Here is a 19,607-nt window from a genome sequence, read left to right as displayed (position 1 = left end):
CACTATTGCTTTGGTGGTGCATCTGAGGCAGTCTTTCCTTTTCCGGTAGGTTGCTAACAGGGTTCAGGAATGACCTTTGATCAGTTGTTGTCGGCGACCGGGAATCCGTGGTGCAGGTGGATGCCCTTTCGGCATCCGAGGCTCAACCCGTGGAGCAGTGCCCGGCGTTACCCTATATTCCCAATACGACCCCGGAATTCACTCGGCACATTGAGATGCGCTGGTCATTCGGGCATATGCCCTTCTCAGGCAAGGGCGGACGGGAAATGGGAGGTTGGATGCAATTCCGCGAGTCGCCTGAAACCTTCTCCGATGCCCACATCGTGGCTCTGGTTAACACCTGGCCAACGGCGGTCCTGCCGCACCTAAGTGGCCCCGTACCTGCCAGTTCGCTGAGCTGGGCCCTTGATATCATCCACCCACGTCCTGCACTGTCGCCGGGCGACTCAGGCCGCCATTTCTGATTTCAGGGCATCTATAATGATGCGGGAAAAGTCCTCTGGGGAGTCTTCCTGCAGGAAGTGCCCGCCTCGCAATGTAATGTGCGGTTGACCATGGGCGCCGGGGATTCGGCGTTGCATGTAGCGATCACCGCCCCGGGTAATCGGATCCCCGCTACTAAAGCAGGTGATGAAGGGCTTGCGCCATTTCTCCAACACTCTCCAGGCTTCCCTGTTGGCTTCCCCCGACGGATCATCACCGGACAGGGGAACCAGCTTCGGGAATGCCCGGGCGCCCGCCTTGTAATCCGCTGTCGGGAACGGTGCTTCGTACGCGGCCAGTTCTGCCTTGGACAGGGTCCGTTCAGTGCCGAGCTGGACGATTCGCCCGATCGGAAACCAGGGGCTGTGGCTGGCAAAGGCCTTCCACAGTGAAAACGCCGTCGGGACACGATTCTCGCCGGTCGGCAGCATTCCGTTACCGACGATGATCCGACTGAAACGCTGAGGGTGCTCTGCTGCCAGTCTCAGACCCAGCAGCGACCCCCAGTTCTGGCAAACCAGGGTGACGTTTGTCAGATTCAGGGCTTCCAGCCAGCTCGCAAGCCATTCCATATGTCGCTCGTAGCTGTAATCCTCGACGGCCGCGGGTTTGTCGGATTTTCCGAAACCGATCAGATCCGGCGCCAGAACCCTGTAGCCGGCCGCAGCCACCTGCGGAATCATGTGCCGGTAGAGGTAAGACCACGATGGCTCACCGTGCAGCATCAGCACCGGTGAAGCACTCTCCGGGCCCTCGTCCACATAATGCATACGCAGGTTGGGCGCTACATCAAGATAATGCGGAGTAAAAGGGTAATCCGGAAGGCCTGCGAAGCGGGCTTCATCGGTTCTCAGAATACGCATGCCATCGACTGTCCTGACTGATTGGTTGCGTGATTGTCCGGGTCTTCCTGCACTGGAAGGCCGATAAGACAATCGTCGAAGATCAGGATAAAGCAGATGGAAATTTTGTGTGTTTGAGTTGCGTAACAGTGCGTTGCCGCTTTGAATCAGGACGCCATTCCAAATAGCTGGTCCGGGTTTTCAATGCTGGCCATGGCCGAATCGCAGCAGTTTACGGCGCCGCAATCGTCGGCCGAACACAGACCGACGGTCATGCATTTGACGTCCTGAAGGCGATCGCCTTCGTTCCGGAAAATCCGGGCGCGGGACAGTATTGAACCACAATGACCGCAGAGAAGGGTCGGGACGGCACTGCCCTCAGCAACCAGGGCAGTGTAGATATGTTGATCGTTTATGCTCATGATTATCCTCCTGATAAAGTCCAACCTAGGGACGGAGTGTGACAAATAAAAGTCTCCTGCCCCATTACGCGTTAGTTATCCGGATCGACCACTGGTCGACGGTTGGAACGCTTGTCTTCCCAATCAAGCTCCTTCGGATCATACCAGCCTATGCCATTCAGCACTTTTTCGCGAGTTGTCGGTGAAAGGGTTGGCCACAATTCCTGAAAATCGTCCAGGCCGAGTTCACGTTGCCGTTGTTGCTTGCTCTGCAGACGGTTGATGGTACGCGGCAGCTGCAGTGCCTCACCCAACTGGCCCGGGACCAGCACCTCCTGCCCCAACACCTTGCGGCGGTGGGTACGGGCTGCCAGCACCCGGCGCAGTTCAATGGCGGCTTCCAGGGCGGTTTCCGGTGTAAAGGTTTCCAGTTCCAACAGCGCGACCTGTTTAATAGCTGATCAACAACCGTTCACTATAACCTGAAGCGGGCTACAGTGGCCACGTTGCCGTGGTAGGCTAGCCCTGTTCTGCGGCTGAAGCCGGGCAGGGCCGTCTTTTTGCTCTTACTTGTCAGGAAAAACCACAATTATGTACGCAAAACTGGAAACTCGGACTTTTCTCGCGATGTTGGTGGGGGTTTCCCTGGCCTTTGTGTGGCTCATGAAACCGTTTTTCGGTCCCATTTTCTGGGCCGTTGCCATCGCGCTGATTTTTCACCCGGTTCAGCAACTGCTGGTACGCAAGATCGGAGAGCGTCCGAACGTGAATGCCCTGATTACGCTTGTCACTTGCATGGTGATTGTCGTCATTCCGGTGCTGGTGCTGATAACGTCGCTCATCGCCGAGGGTGTCGGCGTTTACCAGCAGATCCAGGATGGTGAAATACGACCGGGCGAGTATATTGATCAGGTGAACAAGTCATTCCCCGCCATCCAGTCGTTTCTGGCCCAGTTTGATATCAATTTCGCCGAAATTCGTGACCGCGCGGTCAACATCTTTGTCGGTGGCAGTCAGTTTTTCGCAAAACAGGCGCTTGGGGTTGGTCAGAATACCTTTCAGTTTTTCCTGGGCCTGGCACTGATGGTGTATCTGGCGTTCTTCCTGCTACGCGACGGCACCAAGCTGGTGGAGCTGATGATTCGGGCACTGCCGCTCGGCGATGAGCGTGAACGACTGCTGTTCGCGAAGTTTGCCGAGGTAACCCGGGCCACCGTGAAAGGCAATCTACTGATCGCCATTATCCAGGGGGCTCTGGGCGGTCTGATTTTCTGGATCCTGGGAATTAGCGGCGCACTGCTCTGGGGTGTTGTGATGGCCATCGTATCCCTGTTGCCGGCCGTGGGTGCAGCATTGGTCTGGGTGCCGGCCGCCATCTACCTGGCCGCAGTCGGGGACACGATCCAGGCAGTGATACTGACCATTTTTGGCGTTGTGGTTATCGGCCTGGCGGACAACCTCCTGCGCCCGGTGCTGGTGGGCCGCGATACCAAGCTGCCCGATTACATCGTACTGTTGTCCACTCTGGGGGGCATCGTCATGTTCGGAGTTAACGGTTTTGTCATGGGGCCATTGGTGGCGGCGCTGTTCATGGCGTTCTGGGGAATCTTTATCCGCGAGTTTGGGGAGGAGACCGGGCGGACTGAAAAAGTTGGACCCAGTCACGGCCATGGTGACGATGGAGCCGGGTGAGGTTACATGTCGCGAAAGTGTGATACGATTTTCATTGTTTGCCCCAGCCTGTGGAGATAGGCACCACAAAACAAAAAAGAAACGGGTATCGGCGAGATATCAGGAGTAATGCAGGTGAGTACCATGAGAAAAGCGACCAACCATCTGGGCCGACTGGCAATGGCGGCCGGCACCGCTGCCATGCTTGGGCTGGCGCCCGTAGCCTATGCGGATGAAACCGTTGCCCTCAAGAATGCGCTCTATGGCGCCGGGTATAACATTACGAACGTCAGCTCTAAAATGGACGATGCCACGCGCGCGGCGTTGACCACGTTCCAGAAGGAAAACGGACTTCAGGCGACTGGAACCCTGAACGATGAGACCAAAAAGGCGCTGGGCATGATTTCGGTGAAGGTCGCTGCGGCCTCTACCGCGCCGGCACAGAGCAGTGCCAGCTCCTCCGCACCAGCGAAGTCTGAGGCGCCGGCCAAGACCGAAAGCGCCGAAGAAGGTGCAATTGAAGAAGATGACGAGGGCGGCTGGTCGCTCTGGTAAGTCGGCCACCGACAAAAAAGCCCGCCAGGTATCCTGAGCGGGCTTTTTTTTGGGCGGACGCGGCCTAATCGAGCTTGCTCAGGTCCCTTACCGCGCCCTTATCGGCACTGGTGGCCAGCAGGGCGTATGCCTTAAGGGCCGCCGACACCTTGCGGTCCCGGGCCAGGTCGGGTTTCCAGCCCTTGGCCTCGCGAGCCTCCCGCCGGCGATCCAGTTCGTGCTGGTCCAGCTCGACATTGATCGTGCGGTTCGGGATGTCGATGCGAATGCGATCGCCATTCTCAATCAGGCCGATGGCACCGCCCGCTGCGGCCTCGGGCGAGGCATGGCCAATCGACAGGCCAGAGGTGCCGCCGGAGAAGCGACCGTCGGTCAGCAGGGCGCAGTCCTTACCCAACCCCTTGGACTTCAGGTAACTGGTGGGATACAGCATTTCCTGCATGCCGGGGCCACCGCGTGGGCCTTCGTAACGAATAATGACCACCTCGCCCGGTTTGACCTCGTCGCTCAAGATGCCGGCGACAGCGGAGTCCTGGCTTTCAAACACCCGCGCCGTCCCTTCGAACACATAGATGCTTTCATCGACGCCGGCGGTTTTAACAACGCAGCCGTCCAGGGCAATATTCCCGTAGAGCACTGCCAGTCCGCCTTCGGAGGAATAGGCATTCTCAACCGACCGGATGCAGCCGGTCTCCCGGTCGCCATCAAGAGCTGGCCAGCGAGTGCTTTGGCTGAAGGCCGTCTGGGTTGGAATCCCGGCCGGGCCAGCCTTGTAGAATTCCACCACTTCGGCGGGCGGAGAGCGCATGATGTCCCAGGTTTCGAGGGCTTCGCTCATGGTCTTGCTGTGCACGGTGGGCAAATCCGTGTTGATCAATCCGCCCCGTTCCAGTTCCCCGAGAATGCCCATGATACCACCGGCCCGATGGACGTCTTCCATGTGATACTTGGGCGAGTTGGGGGCAACCTTGCACAGCTGGGGCACCTTGCGGGAGAGTTGATCGATTTCATTCAGGGAGAACGGCACTCCGCCTTCCTGAGCCGCCGCGAGAAGATGCAGGATGGTGTTGGTCGAGCCGCCCATGGCGATGTCCATTACCATGGCGTTTTCGAACGCGGCCATGGAGGCGATGCTCAGGGGAAGAACGCTGGCGTCGTCTTCCTCGTAATAGCGCCGCGTATTCTCCACAATCTGACGACCGGCCTTCAGGAACAGTTGCTCGCGATCGGCGTGGGTGGCCAGCAGGGAGCCATTGCCGGGCAGGGCCAGGCCGATGGCTTCCGTCAGGCAGTTCATGGAGTTGGCTGTGAACATGCCGGAACAGGAGCCGCAGGTGGGACAGGCACTGCGCTCATATTCGGCCACGGTTTCATCGTCGGCGTTGGGATCGGCGGCGATAACCATGGCATCAACCAGGTCAAGCTTGTGTTCAGACAACTTGGTTTTGCCGGCTTCCATCGGGCCGCCGGACACGAAGATGGTGGGGATGTTCAGACGCATGGCAGCCATGAGCATGCCCGGGGTGATCTTGTCGCAGTTGGAGATGCAGACCAATGCGTCGGCGCAGTGGGCGTTGACCATGTACTCAACAGAGTCGGCGATGATCTCCCTGGAAGGCAGGGAATACAGCATGCCGTCGTGGCCCATGGCAATGCCATCATCGACGGCGATGGTGTTGAACTCCTTGGCGACACCGCCGGCTTCCTCGATTTCGCGGCAGACGAGCTGCCCCAGATCTTTCAGATGGACGTGACCGGGTACGAACTGAGTAAAGGAGTTGGCGACTGCGATGATGGGTTTGCCGAAATCCTCGTTTTTCATACCGGTGGCGCGCCAGAGGGCGCGGGCGCCGGCCATATTGCGGCCAGCGGTGGAAGTCCGCGAACGATACTGAGGCATGGTGTTCTGATCTCTCTGTTGTTACCTGATGGTGGTTTCTGGTTGGCTTTGTGCGACGTAAAAGAATACCAGATTAGACTCCTATCGCATGGTTGTTTTAGCAGGCCGTGTTTACAATGCATATAAGGGAGCACAAATCGCCTCCGGATTTGCCTCATGAAAGGAGCTTGCCTATGGCCGGCCGGGAAAGCCTGCCACTTCGCCGTCTGAAAGAATTCCAGCCCCTGAACCGGCTTGGCGATGATCAACTGGTACTGTTGGCCAGTCGTGCAGAGCGCCGGACGTACGGTGCCGGCCAACGTGTGGTGGAACGCGGGGTCAGGGACGGTCTCGATTTCTTCCTGGTCTCGGGCCTGGTGGAGCTGGAGTCGGTTGATGGTCGCAAATCCCTGATCGAGGCCGAGACCGAGAAAGCGCTCAATCCTATTGCCAGACTTCAGCCACGGATGTACGAGGTGACGGCGGTACGGCCGTGCGAAATTCTTGCGGTCGAGCAGGATATCCTGAACCAGATGCTGCGATCAGCACCCGTAGACCAGGTGGACATGAATTCGGGTGAAGGTTTTGGTGGCAGAGAAGGTGAAGCGCATGAGCTGCTGATGGAGTTTTACTCCGAGCTGCGCTCCAACCAGATCAAGCTGCCCAGCGTCCCGGACGTGGCATGGAAGGTTCGCCGGCTGGTTGACCGGGAAGATTCCACGGCCGAGCAGGTTGCCAGTGCCATTTCCGCCGACCCGGCCATAGCTGCCAAGCTGGTGCGGGCGTGCAACAGTCCGCTGTATCGCGGCTTCAGTGACGTGCGCAATGTTCGCGAGTCGGTGGTTCGGCTGGGGATGAGAACCACCCGGCAGTTGGTGACGGTTTTCTCCATGCGCGAGGTCTTCAAGAGCCGGCAGGCAGCTTTGCAGAAAGAGATGGAGAACCTGTGGCGCCACTCCCGGGAGGTTGCGGCATTGTGTTGGGTGCTGGCCGATCACGCTACCCGGCTGAACCCGGAGGAGGCCATGCTGGCCGGATTGTTGCACGACATCGGTGTGGTGCCGGTGTTGGTCCAGGCGGAGCATCACCCGAGCCTGTTCTCGGATCCGGACAACCTGCGACATGCGATCCGTGAACTTCGTGCAGATGTCGGTACGGCGGTGCTGGAAAGCTGGGCGTTTCCGCCGGCCTTCATCGAGTCGGTTCGCCACGCGGAAGAGTGGCACCATGAATGTCGCGAACCGGAGCCGCAACTGACCGATGTGGTGATCGTTGCGCAATTGCATTCGATGATTGGTTCGCACCAGAATGCCGAGTTACCACGGTTCGATCAGGTGCCGGCCTATCGCCGGTTGGGAGAGCTGGAGCTTAACGCCTCGCGCAGCCTCCAGCTGTTGACCGAGGCTCGTGCCCGGGTTGACGAAGTACAGCAGTTGCTTTCTATTCGATGACCCGATGGGTCTGATTTTTTTGGGTCCGCCACGCGGTGACTAGTGTTGATATGAATGTACCTCTCTTCCCCCTGAATTCCATCGTTCTCCCCCGGGGGAGGATACCCCTGCAGCTGTTTGAGCCCCGTTATATTGATATGCTCACCCGTTGCCTCAAGGAAGATCGCGGATTTGTCGTGGTCCTCTTGCGCGATGGCGCGGAGACAGGCCCGACCGCTTCGTTTTATGACATCGGCACCTACGTCCGGATTATTGATTTTCAGCAGTTGGAGAATGGCCTGCTCGGCATCACCGTGGAAGGCGCCTCCAAAGTGACGGTGGTTCGCAGCTGGCAGCAGGACGATGGCCTCAATGTCGGTGATGTCGAGGTCCTGCTGGACGAGGCCGACCGCGAAGTGCCGGCACGGTTCAGCGAGCTGCCCTCGGTGCTTCGGGCGCTTTTCAAGCATCCGGTGGTTCGTGATCTCGACATGGATGTGGACTACCGGGATGCCCGACACGTGGGCTGGCGCCTGACCGAACTGTTGCCACTGGATAAGCAGGAAAAGCAGCGATTGGTTGAGTTGCAGGATCCGCTTGAAAGGCTCAGCCGATTGCAGGAACTGCTCGAAGCCCTTGAAGAGGGTTAGATCGGCCGGAAATCCATCTGCGCTTGTGGCCATGCCAGGACCACATAGCCGATGGTGAATGCCAGCCATACGGCGCCTGCCACTGCCATGGATACATCCGGTGCCAGGTGAATCCGATCGTATCGGCTGTAGCTTGCCCGTATCGCCCCGGTAATCGCCATCCCCAGCAAGATGCCTCCGATCACATCCGTAAACCAGTGTACGCCGAGATACAGTCGGCTAAGCGCCACAGGCAGCAGCGGCAGAGACAATAGCACGTAGGATTGCCACCGATTGTGGCTTCGGGTTTCCCCGGCAACGAAACTGGCAGCGAGGGTCACAAATACAGTGATTCCAGCGCTATGACCGCTCGGAAAGGCATCCGACGCAGGCGGGCTGAGCACCGCGTCCGGTCGCGTGACCCCGAGCGTGGATTTCAACAGCCAGACCAGGACGAAGGTGAGCGCCGCCGCCATGACAATGTGGATAGCGGCGGCGTAGTAGCCCCGAAAAACCAGCGCCAGGGTCGCGAGAATCGCCGCAGTGATCAACACTGGCGGATCTCCCAGCAGGGTCGCGATGATGACCGGGCCATCCAGGATGGGTTGCCGGAGCTGTTCGAACCAGGCGAACACCAGCTGGTCGAACGGTTCCAGGCTCGCAGTGTTTGTCGCGAGCTGTCCCCACAGCAACAGTAAGCCGGAAGCCCCCAATGCCATCATTAGCGAGGGAAGGGGAAACTCACCACCCCGGTCCGGCCGGTGATTGGTATACAGTCGCCAGAAGCGGTGGGTAGCGTCGTAGGTCGCCATCCGTCGTTCCAGCCAGGAGTAAAACCGGCTGCCTTGACCGAGTCCGAGCTGGAACTGTATCAGCACCAGGTAAACCACGACCATGACCGCCAGACTGACCCCCACCACGGCGTAAAAATGCGCGGGCGGCTGAATCTCGCTGGCCAGTGCACTTCCGACCAGAAAGCCCGGCAGAATATATACCGGCGCCCAGCCAATTGCCGAAGCGATATTGAAGGCGAGAAACCGTTGCCAGGGCATCCACAGGGCGCCGGCAATGAGCGGGATGACAGGGCGAACGGGCCCAACGAAGCGACCTATGACGACACTCTTGCCGCCGTGTTGACGAAAGAAGGACTTCCCCTTGCGAATGAGCTTTGGGTAGCGGCTGAGCGGCCAGACCGAATCCAGCCGACCCTGGAGTTTCCGTCCCAGGGCAAAGCTGAGCGTATCGCCGGCAATCGCGCCCAGGCCGGCCCAGATGAGTGTTTCCGTCAGGGGCATGCCGGTTTTTCCGGCCAGTGCCGCGAACGCAAATAGAATGGCGACCCCGGGCACAACGATACCCGCAAGGGCCAGGGATTCAACGAAGGCGGTGCTGAACAGGGCGATAGCCAGCCAGCCGGGGTGCACGCTGAGCCAGGCCGACAGATTCTGCAGCCAGTCCGCGCTCATGCCGTGATGGTCTCTCCAGCACTGAACCAGACCGAATCGGCGCCGCGCCGACGGGCTTCCTCCATGGCCTCGTGGGCGCGCTTACGGAGCCCGTCGGTGCGCGTGTCACCGCTGCCACGGGTGGTGCAGCCGAGGCTGACCGTAACCTTGCCAACAACTGGCCACTGGTGTTCAGCGATGGTGCGACGAATGCGCTCAGCGATCACTCTCACGCCTTCTTCCGGAGTGAAGGGCAGAATCAGGAAAAATTCCGACTCATTCAAGGTATAGAGCGTGTCACCGGCGCGGATCACGCCGAACAGGTGCTCCGTCATGTCGCGAAACAGATTCTGTACGCCGCCCTTGCCGTAAAGGTCCTCGGCCTCATCTGCGTAGTCGATACTCAGATCAATCACAGACAACGGGTGGCCGGTGGCGATGGCCCGGCTGATTTCCTTCTGCAGGGTTTCGTCCAGAAAGCGGGCATTGTGGGCTCCGGTGACCGAATCCGTGATTGCCAGATCCTCCGCGGACTGGGCCATGTGGTCATAATGCCAGATGTAGAGGGAGGCCGCCGTGAGCAGAATGAAAAGTCCTGCAATCACGGTCAGGGCGTCTGCGGGTGCCTGCCGGAACAGGACCGCTGCAGAGGTCGGCAGCAGCAGCAGGACAGACAGTGCCACGCCCTGTCTGAGCGGCAGGATCAGCAGGTTAAGGATCAGCATGGGCATGGCCCAGTGGGCGATGCCGGGGCTGTCCAGGGTGAGCAGGGCGGCCAGCAGGCCGCTGTTCAGCCCCGCCAGGATGATCAGGTGCCCCGGCGCCGACAACTGGTGCCGGCGACAAATGAAGGTATAGGCAACACCGCCGAGGGTCAGCATGGCCATGCCGGTGGCAAGGTAGAACAACTCGTAAAAACCATAGCGAAGGTTCTGCATTGCCAGGGTGAAGATGAACAGAGTCGCCAGGATGTAACCGATGCTGTGGGTCAGGGTGCGCAGACGCGTTTCGGTCATGATGCAGGTCCTTCAGCCGAAGTTGAGCCTGAGGTTCCGGATTGCGTCCAGGCGCTGTAGGCCTGGGTCCGGTTGCCACCTTGTTGCTGGGCCCGGCGCAGGGCGTTGGCGGCGCTCTGCTGCAAACTGTCGGCGTCATCGCCGATGTTGAGCCCGGCGATGCCCGTGCTCACGGTTAGCGCCATGCCGTGGGATTCCAGCAGGGTGCACAGACCCTTTCGGATGATTTCAGACCGGTTGATGGCGTCGCTGGTGGCAATGCCGGGGAGAATCACCAGAAATTGCAGGTCCGCGACCCGATAATAGGTATCAAAATCCCGGATCTGGCTGTGCAGGTAACGGCCAATCCGGGGCAGGATGGATCGGATGTCCTCGTCCGGATCATGGTCGCTCAAGTGGGTGTCGAGGCCGATCATGATAATCGACATGTCGGTTCCTTCGCGCTCGCTGCGCTGGATTTCCTTGTGCAGGTCAGCCGAGAGGTACTCCCTGCTGGCGGCCTGGGTCAGCTCGTCAGTGCGGCGCAAGGGGGCGAGCTGGCGGGTTTTATACTCGCGCAGGAACACCAGCAGGCCCGAAAGCAGGGTGGTAAGCATGAACGCGCTGATCATCTGGTGGCGATCGGCCAGGCCGGTTGCCGTAGGAATGGCCAGGCCGGCCAGGGCCATGAATGCCAGGGTGATCGCGATTGCCAGGCCCGGCCTGACCAGGGCAAAGGCAAGCAGGGGGATCGCATAAAACCAGTGGCTGAGAGCCCAGGGTCCGGTCCAGAAGCTGGTCAGCAGAAGCAGCAATAGGACCACGAAAAACAGTTGTTGGAGCTGTGGCCAGGGACGGTGCTGGCGACTGGCGTGAAAAGTGCGCCCGCAGATGACGATTCCGGCGGCTGCGGCTGCCGTGGCGGACGTCAGTGGCTCCCCCAACACGGCGCAAAGTGCGGCTATGGCAATCAGGGCGACGAATCCGGCCCGCGACAGTCTGCTCAATAGAAATTTCTCGGCCAGTTGGGCCATGGTGTCCTTCCTTTTCTGAAACTCCCTAAGTATGTGGCATACCGCAGCGCTATAATATCTGTTTGGGGTGCGTACTTGAAACGGGAAAGGTAAAGTTAGCGGGTATTAATGAATTCTGCTCGAAAACACGAAGGTAAACGGATGGATATTGCAGCTTACATGGCTGACGTCGGAGAACAGGCCCGCGCAGCGGCAACGCAAGTGGCGCGCTCTACCACAGCCGTGCGCAATCAGGCCCTGTTGGCGACGGCCCGCGCGCTGGATGAGGCCCGCGACGAACTGGCCGTGGCCAACAGCAGGGATCTCGAGAGTGGCCGTGACAACGGGCTGGACGTTGCCATGCTCGACCGACTGGAGCTCACACCGCAGCGCATTGATGCGATGATCGAGGGCCTTCGCCAGGTGGCATCGCTGCCGGATCCGATCGGAGAAATAACCGACATGACCTACCGCCCGTCGGGCATCCAGGTTGGCAAAATGCGGGTGCCGCTGGGCGTGATCGGCATCATCTACGAATCCCGTCCGAATGTGACGGTCGAAGCCGCCAGCCTCTGCCTGAAATCGGGTAATGCAACCATCCTTCGGGGTGGTTCTGAATCCATTCACTCCAACCAGGCCATTGCGCAGTGCCTGGCCCGCGGACTGGCCGAGGCCGGTCTTCCTGAAACCGCCGTGCAGGTTATCAAAACCACCGATCGAGCCGCGGTGGGTGAATTGATTACCATGCCCAGGTATGTGGATGTGATTGTGCCACGCGGTGGCAAGGGGCTGATCGAACGCATCAGCCGGGATGCCCGTGTGCCTGTCATCAAGCACCTTGATGGGGTTTGTCATGTCTACCTCGACAGTCATGCCGATCCGGAAAAGGCCTTGAATGTGTCGGTGAATGCGAAGACCCAGCGCTATGGCACCTGCAACACCATGGAAACCCTGCTGGTGGATTGTGAGATCGCCGAGGATATGTTGCCGCTGCTGGCTTCCGCCTTCTCGGAAAAAGGGGTGGAGTTGCGGGGGTGTGACCAGACCCGCGCGATCATCGATGCCGATGAAGCGGTCGAAGCCGACTGGGAGGCGGAGTATCTGGGGCCGATCCTGGCGATTCGTGTGGTTGATGGTCTCGACGGTGCCATAGAGCACATAAATCGCTACAGTTCCCAGCATACCGACAGCATCATCACTGAAAATTTCACCCGGGCCCGTCGGTTCATTACCGAAGTGGACTCCAGTTCGGTAATGGTGAATGCCTCGACCCGCTTCGCGGACGGCTTCGAGTACGGCCTGGGGGCTGAAATCGGCATCTCCACCGATAAGATCCACGCCCGTGGACCGGTCGGGTTAGAGGGGCTTACGTCCCAGAAATACGTGGTATTCGGCGACGGTCACATCCGGACCTGATGTCGATGCATGTGATCTACGGCGGAACTTTCGATCCGATCCATCACGGCCATCTTCGTCTTGCGCTGGAGATCAGTGACCGACTGAGTGTCAATCAGGTCAGTCTGGTGCCTTGTCATATACCGCCCCATCGGGGCGACACCGGCGCCACCTCCGAGCAGCGCTGGAAGCTGCTGGAGTTGGCTGTGGCCGATGAGCCCCAATTACGGGTAGATGATCGGGAACTCCGGCGGGCCGGGGCGTCCTACACCGCCGATACCCTGCGACAGCTGCGCCACGAGCTCGGACCTGACGCTCCGCTGGCCATGGTGGTGGGGACGGATGCCTTTGCCGGTTTCGATCGCTGGCAGGAGTGGCAGCAGATTCCCGATCTCGCCCACATCATTGTCGTCCGCCGGCCCGGCGCGGGGCTTGATCCGGACGGTGAGCCATCGCGGATGCTGGCGAAACGTGCTGTCCGGGACGTCAGGCTGCTGCACAATCAGCCCGGCGGTCTGATGCTCGAGCTGGACCCTCCGCTTCTGGATATCTCCGCTACCGGCATCCGGGAACGGATTGGCGACGGTCGGTCCCCGCGTTACCTGGTTCCGGATTCTGTGTGGCGGGAGATTCGTCGTCTGGGGCTCTATGGTGCCTGCCCCGGCGGGAACTTTTAGTGCTACAATCGCGTCTGAATATGACTTTTCGGGCGGCCATTTCGGCCGACGCCCGTCTAACAGGGTGATTATGCAGGCAGAACAACTGAAAGATCTGGTAGTTAACGCGCTTGAAGATGTGAAAGCACAGGACATCAGTGTCATTGATGTCCGTGACCGTACCAGTGTCACAGACTTCATGGTTCTGGCATCCGGAACGTCCAACCGTCACGTAAAGTCACTTGCCGACTCCGTAGTTTCCGAAGCCAAGGAAGAGGGCGTCCGTGCCGGTAATGTTGAGGGCGGAACCGCCAGTGACTGGATACTGGTAGACCTCGGCGACGTGGTTGTTCACGTCATGATGCCCGCCACCCGTGAGTTCTATGATCTGGAGCGCTTTTGGCGGGATGCCCCGGATCTTGGTGTTGCGGGCAGCGAATAATCATGCGGTTACGTCTGATCTGCGTGGGGCAGAAAATGCCCGACTGGGTCAGTGCCGGGTATAACGATTACGCCCGCCGGATGCCGCCGGAACTGCCCCTGGAGCTGGTCGAAATTCCCCTGGCACATAGAGGCAAGAACCCGGATATCACCAGATTGATGCAACGCGAAAGTGAGGCACTTCTTGCTGCTGCCGGCCCGAAAGACCGGGTCATAGCTCTTGAAGTGGGCGGTCGGCCATGGTCAACCGAGAAACTCGCGAGCCAATTGGAGAACTGGCAGCAGGATGGCCGCGACGTCAGTTTCTTCGTGGGTGGCCCGGATGGGCTGGCCGAGGGCTGCCGCCAGCGGGCGGACCAGCAGTGGTCCTTGTCGCCCCTGACACTGCCTCATCCCCTGGTTCGTATTGTGCTGGCCGAGCAGCTTTATCGGGCCTGGTCGATCACCCGCAACCACCCGTACCACCGGGCTTAGGAAAACGTCATGCCGTGGGGTGAATTCAAGGACACTGCTGCCGAGCGCCGACTGTTCCAGAGTCGGGCCATGGTGATGCTGACCTTCGTCGTGTTGTTGATCGGTGGGTTGCTGGCCCGGATGTACCAGCTCCAGGTGATTGAGCACGACGTTTACACAACCCTGTCGGATAAAAACCGCGTTCAGGTCCAGTCAGTTCCGCCTCCCCGAGGTCTCGTCTACGATCGCAATCACACTTTGTTGGCCGAAAACCGTCCGGTGTTCAGCGTGACGCTGGTGCCTGAGCGGGTGGACGAAATGGCGCAGACCCTGTCTCAGCTTGGCGGAATTCTCGATGTTTCCGAGGAGGACCTGGAACGGTTCCAGCGCCGTCTGCAGGAACCCCGGCGCCCCTTCCAGGAGATTCCGCTTCGCTACGACCTCAATGAACAGGAGATGGCGCGGCTTGCGGTCCACCGGCATGAATTACCCGGTGTGGAAGTGACGGCCGAGCTGGTCCGCTATTATCCCCACAGTGAGCTGACCGCACACGCGCTTGGTTTTGTCAGTCGCATTAACCGGGATGAGCTTCAGCGCATTGATCCCGTCAACTATGCAGGTACCAATTACATCGGCAAGTCCGGCATCGAGCGCTTCTACGAGGATCTGTTGCACGGCCAGGTGGGTTATCAGCACGTGGAGACCAACGCCCGGGGCCGGACACTGCGGGTCCTGGAGCGGGAAAATCCGGTTCCGGGTGAGGACCTCCAGCTGCACCTCGATCTTAGACTTCAGAAACGGGCCCACGAGCTGCTGGATGGCCGGCGCGGGGCAATTGTCGCTATTGAGCCCGCCACCGGCGGGATACTCGCGCTGGCGAGCGTGCCCGGGTTCGATGCCAACAAGTTTGTTACCGGCATCAGCGTCAATGATTACCGCGAGCTCAGCGAGAGCCGCGACAAGCCCCTGTTCAACCGCGCACTCCGGGGCCAGTATCCGCCGGGCTCTACAATGAAACCGATGTTGGCCATCGCAGCCCTGGACAGTGGCGCGACAACGCGCGATTACACCATCTGGGATCCGGGTTACTTCCGGCTCAACGACTCCGGCCGTCGCTACCGGGACTGGAAGCGGGGCGGTCATGGTTGGGTTGATCTCATGGACGCCATGGCCGAATCCTGTGATGTCTACTTCTACGAGATTGCCGTGAAGATGGGCGTGGACACCATGTACAGCTATCTCTCCCGCTTCGGATTCGGCGAGGACGCAGCCCTCGACGTGTCCGGCGCCCTGAGTGGTTTGCTACCGTCCAGGGAATGGAAGCGCGCCATGCGCAGCGAATCCTGGTACCCCGGCGATTCAGTGAATCTGGGTATTGGCCAGGGGTTCATGCTGGCAACGCCGCTGCAACTGGCGACGGCCACGTCGCTGATTGCCAATCGCGGCACCTGGGCGGAACCCCGGCTGTTAAAGGAAATCGAGGGCGATACTCCGGTGACGGATTACCTGCCCGACGGCACCCACGAACCCCTCAAGCTCAAGAATCCGGGGGACTGGGAATTCGTCGTCGAAACCATGGCCGAGGTTATGCACGGTCGTCGGGGGACGGCGCGTCGGGTCGGCAGCGATGCCCCCTATCGAATGGCAGGCAAAACCGGCACTGCCCAGGTTTTCAGTCTCGCGGAAGATGAGGAGTACGATGCCGAGGAAATCCGGGAACGGCTGCGGGATCATGCCCTGTTTGTCGGTTTTGCGCCGGTTGAAAATCCAAAAATTGCCGTCTCCGTCATCGTCGAGAATGGCGGCGGCGGCAGCAGCACCGCGGCACCTGTTGCCCGGGCTCTGTTCGATGCCTGGCTGCTCGAATTTCCCGCCAACGACGACGGCGCCCTGGTGGGCAGCGTGAAAGCCGGAGGGGATGGGTAATGGCGCTGAACGATTTCGTGGATTCGACGGCCGCCAACCCCCTCGGTCGCCCAAGGGGAATCTGGTCGGCCTTGCACCTGGATCCGATCCTGCTGTTTCTTCTTCTGATCCTGGTCTCCGGCGGTCTGTTTGTCCTGTACAGCGGGGCGGATCGAAACATTGAGGTGGTCAAGGCCCAGGGGATTCGGCTTGGGGTCGCCTTCGTCGTGATGCTGGTGTTTGCCCAGCTGGATCCTTCCGTATTCAGGCGCTGGGCTCCGTGGCTCTACGGGGCGGGCATTGCCGCCTTGCTGGCGGTCCTGCTGGTCGGTGTGGGGGCCAAGGGCGCCCAACGCTGGCTGTCGATTCCCGGGCTGCCCCGGTTCCAGCCTTCGGAGTTGATGAAACTGGTGGTTCCGATGATGGCGGCGTGGTATCTGTCGCGACATTACCTGCCGCCCCGTTTCCGGCATGTCATCATCGGGTTGGCCATTGTGCTGGTGCCAATGATGATGATTATTCAGCAGCCGGATCTGGGGACCTCATTGCTGGTGGGCATGGCCGGGATCTTCGTGGTGTTCTTCGCCGGCATCAGCTGGAAGCTCATCACCGCCTTCGTGGCGCTGGTGTCGGTCTCGGCGCCCATGATGTGGTTTTTTGTCATGCGCGACTATCAGAAACAGCGGGTCCTGACCCTGCTCGATCCCCAGAGCGATCCGCTCGGTGCAGGCTGGAATATTATTCAGTCCAAGACCGCCATAGGTTCCGGTGGCATCGAGGGGAAAGGCTGGCTGCAGGGGACCCAGTCCCATCTGGAATTTTTGCCTGAAAGCCACACGGATTTCATCGTTGCGGTGCTGGCGGAAGAGTTTGGTTTTATCGGCATGATGGCTCTGATGGCCGTGTATTTTCTCATCATCCTGCGCTGCCTCTACATTGCGGTGACGGCCCAGGATTCGTTCAGTCGCCTGCTCGCCGGTGCCCTGACCATGACGTTCTTTATCTACATCTTCGTGAATGTGGGAATGGTCAGCGGATTGCTCCCGGTGGTTGGTGTGCCGTTGCCGTTGATCAGTTATGGTGGCACCTCGGGTGTGACGCTGATGGCCGCCTTTGGTGTATTGATGTCCATCCACACCCATCGACGAATGATCAGCGCCTGACGGCGGCCTGCAAAAGGTGGAAAGTGGGTAATGGTGAATACCGGTTATAACCCGTTACAATAAAGACATGGTCGTCAAAGCGTGAAAGTGAATCCGGCGGCCGTCTTGAAAGAGGAATTCCGGACTGTGAACTTCAAGCCCTCGCTCTCATGGATATTGGCGGTGATGTCTGCCCTGGTGTTAGGTGGCTGTGCGTCTGCACCTGAACCAGACCATTCCTCCCGTTACACAATATCCCAGGATCGCGCGCCCTCGGGGGATTTTGATGCGTCCGGGTTATCCGATGCCCGGCCCGTGTACGAGAAGCCGAGGCGGGCCGGTAACAAGTCCCCCTACACAGTCTGGGGCAAACAGTATCAGGTGATGGGGACTAACGACGGCTACGTGGCGCGTGGCACGGCCAGCTGGTACGGCGAAAAATTCCACGGCCACAAGACATCCAACGGCGAGACCTTCGATATGTACACGATGTCCGCGGCGCACAAATCCCTGCGGATTCCCGGCTACGCGAGGGTGACCAACCTGGACAATGGCCGGTCGGTCATCGTGAGAGTCAACGATCGCGGACCTTTCCACGGCGATCGTCTGATTGATTTGTCCTACGCGGCGGCGAAAAAGCTTGGCTACCAGTCGCGGGGGACTGCCCGGGTCGAGGTGGCAGCCATAACGGTCAAACCGGACGGATCCATGTTTTTGGCCGGCCAGCCGTTCGTGCCGGGCTCATCAGTGAGCTACCCTGAGAGCAGGGTGGTAGCCAGTGGGCAGATAGCGCCCGGTAATGAGGCCCTGTTCGTCCAGCTTGGTTCCTTCAGCAGCCGGCATCCAGCAGAAGAATTGCTGGGCAGGGCCCGGGCGGTGCTTGAGAACCCCATGCGCGTTCGGGCCATCGACACCGCGTCCGGGCGCTTCCACCGGGTCCAGGTTGGTCCGTTTGCCGATGAGGGCAGTGCCCGAAGAACCCAGAGCCTGCTTGAGTCGCGGGGATTTTCCCAGTCGATACTGTTGACCGATTCACATTGATACCAATTAAAAAGACACACACCTAACGACGAATGAATGAACCCATGGCCTTAAAATCCTTGTTCCGCTCCTTTTCGATCATTTTTGTCCTGACCCTGATGCTGGTGGGAAAAACGACCGCGCAGTCAGTTCTGATACCCTCTCCGCCGCAGATCGCCGGCACGTCCTACGTGCTGATGGATCCGAAGAGCGGGCGGATCATCATGGAAGAAAACAGCCATGAGCGCCTGCCGCCGGCGAGCCTTACCAAGATGATGACGGCCTATATCGTCGAGCGGGAGCTTGATGAGGGGCGCATCTCCATGTCCGACATGGTGCCGATCAGTGTTCGCGCCTGGAAAACCGAGGGCTCACGAACCTTCATTCGGGAGGGCACCAGTGTGCCCGTCGAGACCTTGTTGAAAGGTGTGATCATCCAATCGGGAAATGATGCCTCGGTCGCGCTGGCAGAGTTTGTGGCCGGTAGCGAGGGCGCGTTTGTCGACATCATGAACCAGCAGGCCCAGATACTGGGCATGAAGGATACCAACTTCGAGAACGCCACCGGCCTGCCCTCGCCCGAACACCGATCCACCGCGTATGACCTCGCGATTCTGGCTCGGGCGATCATCAACGATTACCCGGAAAACTACCCGATTTACGCGGAAAAGCATTTCACCTACAACAACATTCGGCAGCCGAACCGGAACAGCCTGTTGTGGCGTGATGACAGTGTGGACGGCCTGAAGACGGGACATACCGAGGAGGCGGGCTACTGCCTGGTGGCATCGGCAAAACGCAACGACACCCGATTCATTGCCGTGGTCATGGGGACCAGTAGCTCGGAATCGCGCTCCCAGGAAATTCAGAAGATGTTGAACTATGGCTTCCGCTACTACGAGAGTGAGCGCCTGTTCAGGGCCGGCCAGGAGCTGATGGAAGCCCGGGTCTGGGCAGGGCAGTCCGATCAGCTATCGGTCGGCCTGACCGAGGATGTCTACGTCACCATCCCCCGGGGTTCCCGCAACGACCTGGAATCCACGGTGGACCTTGATTCCGTGATAAAAGCGCCCATTAAAGTTGGGGATGAGCTGGGTCGGGTCAAAGTGACCCTGAATGGCGACGTGCTGGTGGATCAGCCGGTACTCGCGCTGACTGAGGTACCTGAGGGCGGTTTCTTCAAACGTATCTGGGATGCCATCAAGCTCTTTTTCTTCCAATTGTTCTGAGCAGGGGTGACTGAGTGAGGCCC

Annotated in this window: 20 protein-coding genes; 13 read left to right on the top strand and 7 right to left on the bottom strand. The window is 59.5% G+C overall.

The window, feature by feature from the left end; genetic code table 11:
- The first annotated feature begins 110 nt into the window (after positions 1-110).
- Positions 111-464: a hypothetical protein gene (locus tag K0B93_RS17955; RefSeq protein WP_324125805.1), complete on the top strand. Its 354-nt coding sequence runs from the start codon at positions 111-113 to the stop codon at positions 462-464.
- Here K0B93_RS17955 and K0B93_RS17950 read toward each other — a convergent pair.
- From K0B93_RS17950 to K0B93_RS17940, 3 genes are all read right to left on the bottom strand, one after another.
- Positions 447-1,346, bottom strand: coding sequence for a haloalkane dehalogenase (locus K0B93_RS17950; protein WP_219868622.1), 900 nt, complete (start codon positions 1,344-1,346; stop codon positions 447-449). The genes K0B93_RS17955 and K0B93_RS17950 overlap by 18 nt on opposite strands.
- 146 nt (positions 1,347-1,492) lie before the next feature.
- On the bottom strand, positions 1,493-1,747 hold the full coding sequence (locus K0B93_RS17945; protein ID WP_228743581.1) for a hypothetical protein: 255 nt from the start codon (positions 1,745-1,747) through the stop codon (positions 1,493-1,495).
- Positions 1,748-1,818: 71 nt separating this feature from the next.
- Entirely contained in the window at positions 1,819-2,163 is a 345-nt protein-coding gene (locus K0B93_RS17940; RefSeq protein ID WP_219868621.1) for a hypothetical protein, read from the bottom strand.
- Between the two features lie 154 nt (positions 2,164-2,317).
- Here K0B93_RS17940 and K0B93_RS17935 point away from each other — a divergent pair, with 154 nt between their 5' ends.
- A complete protein-coding gene (locus K0B93_RS17935) occupies positions 2,318-3,418 on the top strand; it encodes an AI-2E family transporter (protein ID WP_219868620.1) in 1,101 nt (366 codons plus the stop codon).
- A gap of 123 nt (positions 3,419-3,541) precedes the next feature.
- Positions 3,542-3,952, top strand: coding sequence for a peptidoglycan-binding domain-containing protein (locus tag K0B93_RS17930; protein ID WP_219868619.1), 411 nt, complete (start codon positions 3,542-3,544; stop codon positions 3,950-3,952).
- A 64-nt stretch (positions 3,953-4,016) separates the two neighbouring features.
- Here the strand turns inward: K0B93_RS17930 and ilvD are convergent, their stop codons facing one another.
- The gene (gene ilvD, locus K0B93_RS17925) at positions 4,017-5,852 is read right to left on the bottom strand and encodes a dihydroxy-acid dehydratase (protein WP_219868618.1); all 1,836 of its coding nucleotides are present in this window, start codon (positions 5,850-5,852) and stop codon (positions 4,017-4,019) included.
- Positions 5,853-6,025: 173 nt separating this feature from the next.
- On the opposite strand from ilvD, the gene K0B93_RS17920 reads away from it, so the two are divergent.
- Both K0B93_RS17920 and K0B93_RS17915 read left to right on the top strand, forming a co-directional pair.
- Entirely contained in the window at positions 6,026-7,282 is a 1,257-nt protein-coding gene (locus K0B93_RS17920; protein WP_219868617.1) for an HDOD domain-containing protein, read from the top strand.
- A gap of 50 nt (positions 7,283-7,332) precedes the next feature.
- Positions 7,333-7,911, top strand: a complete 579-nt coding sequence (locus K0B93_RS17915; RefSeq protein ID WP_219868616.1) for an LON peptidase substrate-binding domain-containing protein — start codon at positions 7,333-7,335, stop codon at positions 7,909-7,911.
- Here the strand turns inward: K0B93_RS17915 and K0B93_RS17910 are convergent.
- Genes K0B93_RS17910 through K0B93_RS17900 form a run of 3 tightly spaced genes read right to left on the bottom strand, consistent with a single transcriptional unit; the run spans position 7,908 to position 11,364 of the window.
- A complete protein-coding gene (locus K0B93_RS17910; protein WP_219868615.1) occupies positions 7,908-9,356 on the bottom strand; it encodes a bifunctional DedA family/phosphatase PAP2 family protein in 1,449 nt (482 codons plus the stop codon). The two genes, K0B93_RS17915 and K0B93_RS17910, sit on opposite strands and share 4 nt — an antisense overlap.
- Positions 9,353-10,351 (bottom strand): GGDEF domain-containing protein, encoded by a 999-nt coding sequence (locus tag K0B93_RS17905; RefSeq protein WP_219868614.1) that lies wholly within the window; start codon positions 10,349-10,351, stop codon positions 9,353-9,355. The genes K0B93_RS17910 and K0B93_RS17905 overlap by 4 nt, the downstream gene beginning before the upstream one ends.
- Positions 10,348-11,364, bottom strand: coding sequence for a GGDEF domain-containing protein (locus tag K0B93_RS17900; RefSeq protein ID WP_219868613.1), 1,017 nt, complete (start codon positions 11,362-11,364; stop codon positions 10,348-10,350). Before K0B93_RS17900 ends, K0B93_RS17905 begins: the two co-directional genes overlap by 4 nt.
- 141 nt (positions 11,365-11,505) lie before the next feature.
- Here K0B93_RS17900 and K0B93_RS17895 point away from each other — a divergent pair, with 141 nt between their 5' ends.
- From K0B93_RS17895 to K0B93_RS17860, 8 genes are all read left to right on the top strand, one after another.
- The gene (locus K0B93_RS17895; protein WP_219868612.1) at positions 11,506-12,759 is read left to right on the top strand and encodes a glutamate-5-semialdehyde dehydrogenase; all 1,254 of its coding nucleotides are present in this window, start codon (positions 11,506-11,508) and stop codon (positions 12,757-12,759) included.
- Between the two features lie 5 nt (positions 12,760-12,764).
- Positions 12,765-13,415, top strand: a complete 651-nt coding sequence (nadD, locus tag K0B93_RS17890; protein WP_219868611.1) for a nicotinate-nucleotide adenylyltransferase — start codon at positions 12,765-12,767, stop codon at positions 13,413-13,415.
- Positions 13,416-13,485: 70 nt separating this feature from the next.
- Positions 13,486-13,836: a ribosome silencing factor gene (gene rsfS, locus K0B93_RS17885; RefSeq protein ID WP_219868610.1), complete on the top strand. Its 351-nt coding sequence runs from the start codon at positions 13,486-13,488 to the stop codon at positions 13,834-13,836.
- Between the two features lie 2 nt (positions 13,837-13,838).
- Positions 13,839-14,309, top strand: coding sequence for a 23S rRNA (pseudouridine(1915)-N(3))-methyltransferase RlmH (rlmH, locus tag K0B93_RS17880; RefSeq protein ID WP_219868609.1), 471 nt, complete (start codon positions 13,839-13,841; stop codon positions 14,307-14,309).
- 9 nt (positions 14,310-14,318) lie between these two features.
- A complete protein-coding gene (gene mrdA / locus K0B93_RS17875) occupies positions 14,319-16,214 on the top strand; it encodes a penicillin-binding protein 2 (RefSeq protein WP_219868608.1) in 1,896 nt (631 codons plus the stop codon).
- A complete protein-coding gene (rodA, locus tag K0B93_RS17870; RefSeq protein WP_219868607.1) occupies positions 16,214-17,356 on the top strand; it encodes a rod shape-determining protein RodA in 1,143 nt (380 codons plus the stop codon). The genes mrdA and rodA overlap by 1 nt, the downstream gene beginning before the upstream one ends.
- A gap of 126 nt (positions 17,357-17,482) precedes the next feature.
- The gene (locus K0B93_RS17865) at positions 17,483-18,376 is read left to right on the top strand and encodes a septal ring lytic transglycosylase RlpA family protein (protein ID WP_219868606.1); all 894 of its coding nucleotides are present in this window, start codon (positions 17,483-17,485) and stop codon (positions 18,374-18,376) included.
- Between the two features lie 44 nt (positions 18,377-18,420).
- Positions 18,421-19,584 carry a D-alanyl-D-alanine carboxypeptidase family protein gene (locus tag K0B93_RS17860; protein WP_219868605.1) on the top strand — a complete coding sequence of 388 codons (1,164 nt, stop codon included), beginning with the start codon at positions 18,421-18,423 and terminating at the stop codon, positions 19,582-19,584.
- The last annotated feature ends 23 nt before the right edge of the window (positions 19,585-19,607 follow it).

The sequence above is a fragment of the Marinobacter sp. F4218 genome (assembly GCF_019443085.1).
GTDB classification, from domain to species: Bacteria; Pseudomonadota; Gammaproteobacteria; order Pseudomonadales; family Oleiphilaceae; genus Marinobacter; species Marinobacter albus.
The sequence above is the reverse complement of the archived record's forward strand: the minus strand, read 5'-3'. Positions and strand labels throughout refer to the sequence as shown.

What these genes read in the sequence shown, in the direction of transcription:
- K0B93_RS17945 (WP_228743581.1), bottom strand. Translation starts at nt 1,747, where the DNA reads ATGAGCATAAACGATCAACATATCTACACTGCCCTGGTTGCTGAGGGC.
- K0B93_RS17895 (WP_219868612.1), top strand. Translation starts at nt 11,506, where the DNA reads ATGGATATTGCAGCTTACATGGCTGACGTCGGAGAACAGGCCCGCGCA.
- rsfS (WP_219868610.1), top strand. Translation starts at nt 13,486, where the DNA reads ATGCAGGCAGAACAACTGAAAGATCTGGTAGTTAACGCGCTTGAAGAT.
- rodA (WP_219868607.1), top strand. Translation starts at nt 16,214, where the DNA reads ATGGCGCTGAACGATTTCGTGGATTCGACGGCCGCCAACCCCCTCGGT.
- nadD (WP_219868611.1), top strand. Translation starts at nt 12,765, where the DNA reads ATGCATGTGATCTACGGCGGAACTTTCGATCCGATCCATCACGGCCAT.
- rlmH (WP_219868609.1), top strand. Translation starts at nt 13,839, where the DNA reads ATGCGGTTACGTCTGATCTGCGTGGGGCAGAAAATGCCCGACTGGGTC.
- K0B93_RS17920 (WP_219868617.1), top strand. Translation starts at nt 6,026, where the DNA reads ATGGCCGGCCGGGAAAGCCTGCCACTTCGCCGTCTGAAAGAATTCCAG.
- mrdA (WP_219868608.1), top strand. Translation starts at nt 14,319, where the DNA reads ATGCCGTGGGGTGAATTCAAGGACACTGCTGCCGAGCGCCGACTGTTC.
- K0B93_RS17910 (WP_219868615.1), bottom strand. Translation starts at nt 9,356, where the DNA reads ATGAGCGCGGACTGGCTGCAGAATCTGTCGGCCTGGCTCAGCGTGCAC.
- K0B93_RS17900 (WP_219868613.1), bottom strand. Translation starts at nt 11,364, where the DNA reads ATGGCCCAACTGGCCGAGAAATTTCTATTGAGCAGACTGTCGCGGGCC.
- K0B93_RS17930 (WP_219868619.1), top strand. Translation starts at nt 3,542, where the DNA reads ATGAGAAAAGCGACCAACCATCTGGGCCGACTGGCAATGGCGGCCGGC.
- K0B93_RS17860 (WP_219868605.1), top strand. Translation starts at nt 18,421, where the DNA reads ATGGCCTTAAAATCCTTGTTCCGCTCCTTTTCGATCATTTTTGTCCTG.
- K0B93_RS17935 (WP_219868620.1), top strand. Translation starts at nt 2,318, where the DNA reads ATGTACGCAAAACTGGAAACTCGGACTTTTCTCGCGATGTTGGTGGGG.
- ilvD (WP_219868618.1), bottom strand. Translation starts at nt 5,852, where the DNA reads ATGCCTCAGTATCGTTCGCGGACTTCCACCGCTGGCCGCAATATGGCC.
- K0B93_RS17905 (WP_219868614.1), bottom strand. Translation starts at nt 10,351, where the DNA reads ATGACCGAAACGCGTCTGCGCACCCTGACCCACAGCATCGGTTACATC.
- K0B93_RS17950 (WP_219868622.1), bottom strand. Translation starts at nt 1,346, where the DNA reads ATGCGTATTCTGAGAACCGATGAAGCCCGCTTCGCAGGCCTTCCGGAT.
- K0B93_RS17915 (WP_219868616.1), top strand. Translation starts at nt 7,333, where the DNA reads ATGAATGTACCTCTCTTCCCCCTGAATTCCATCGTTCTCCCCCGGGGG.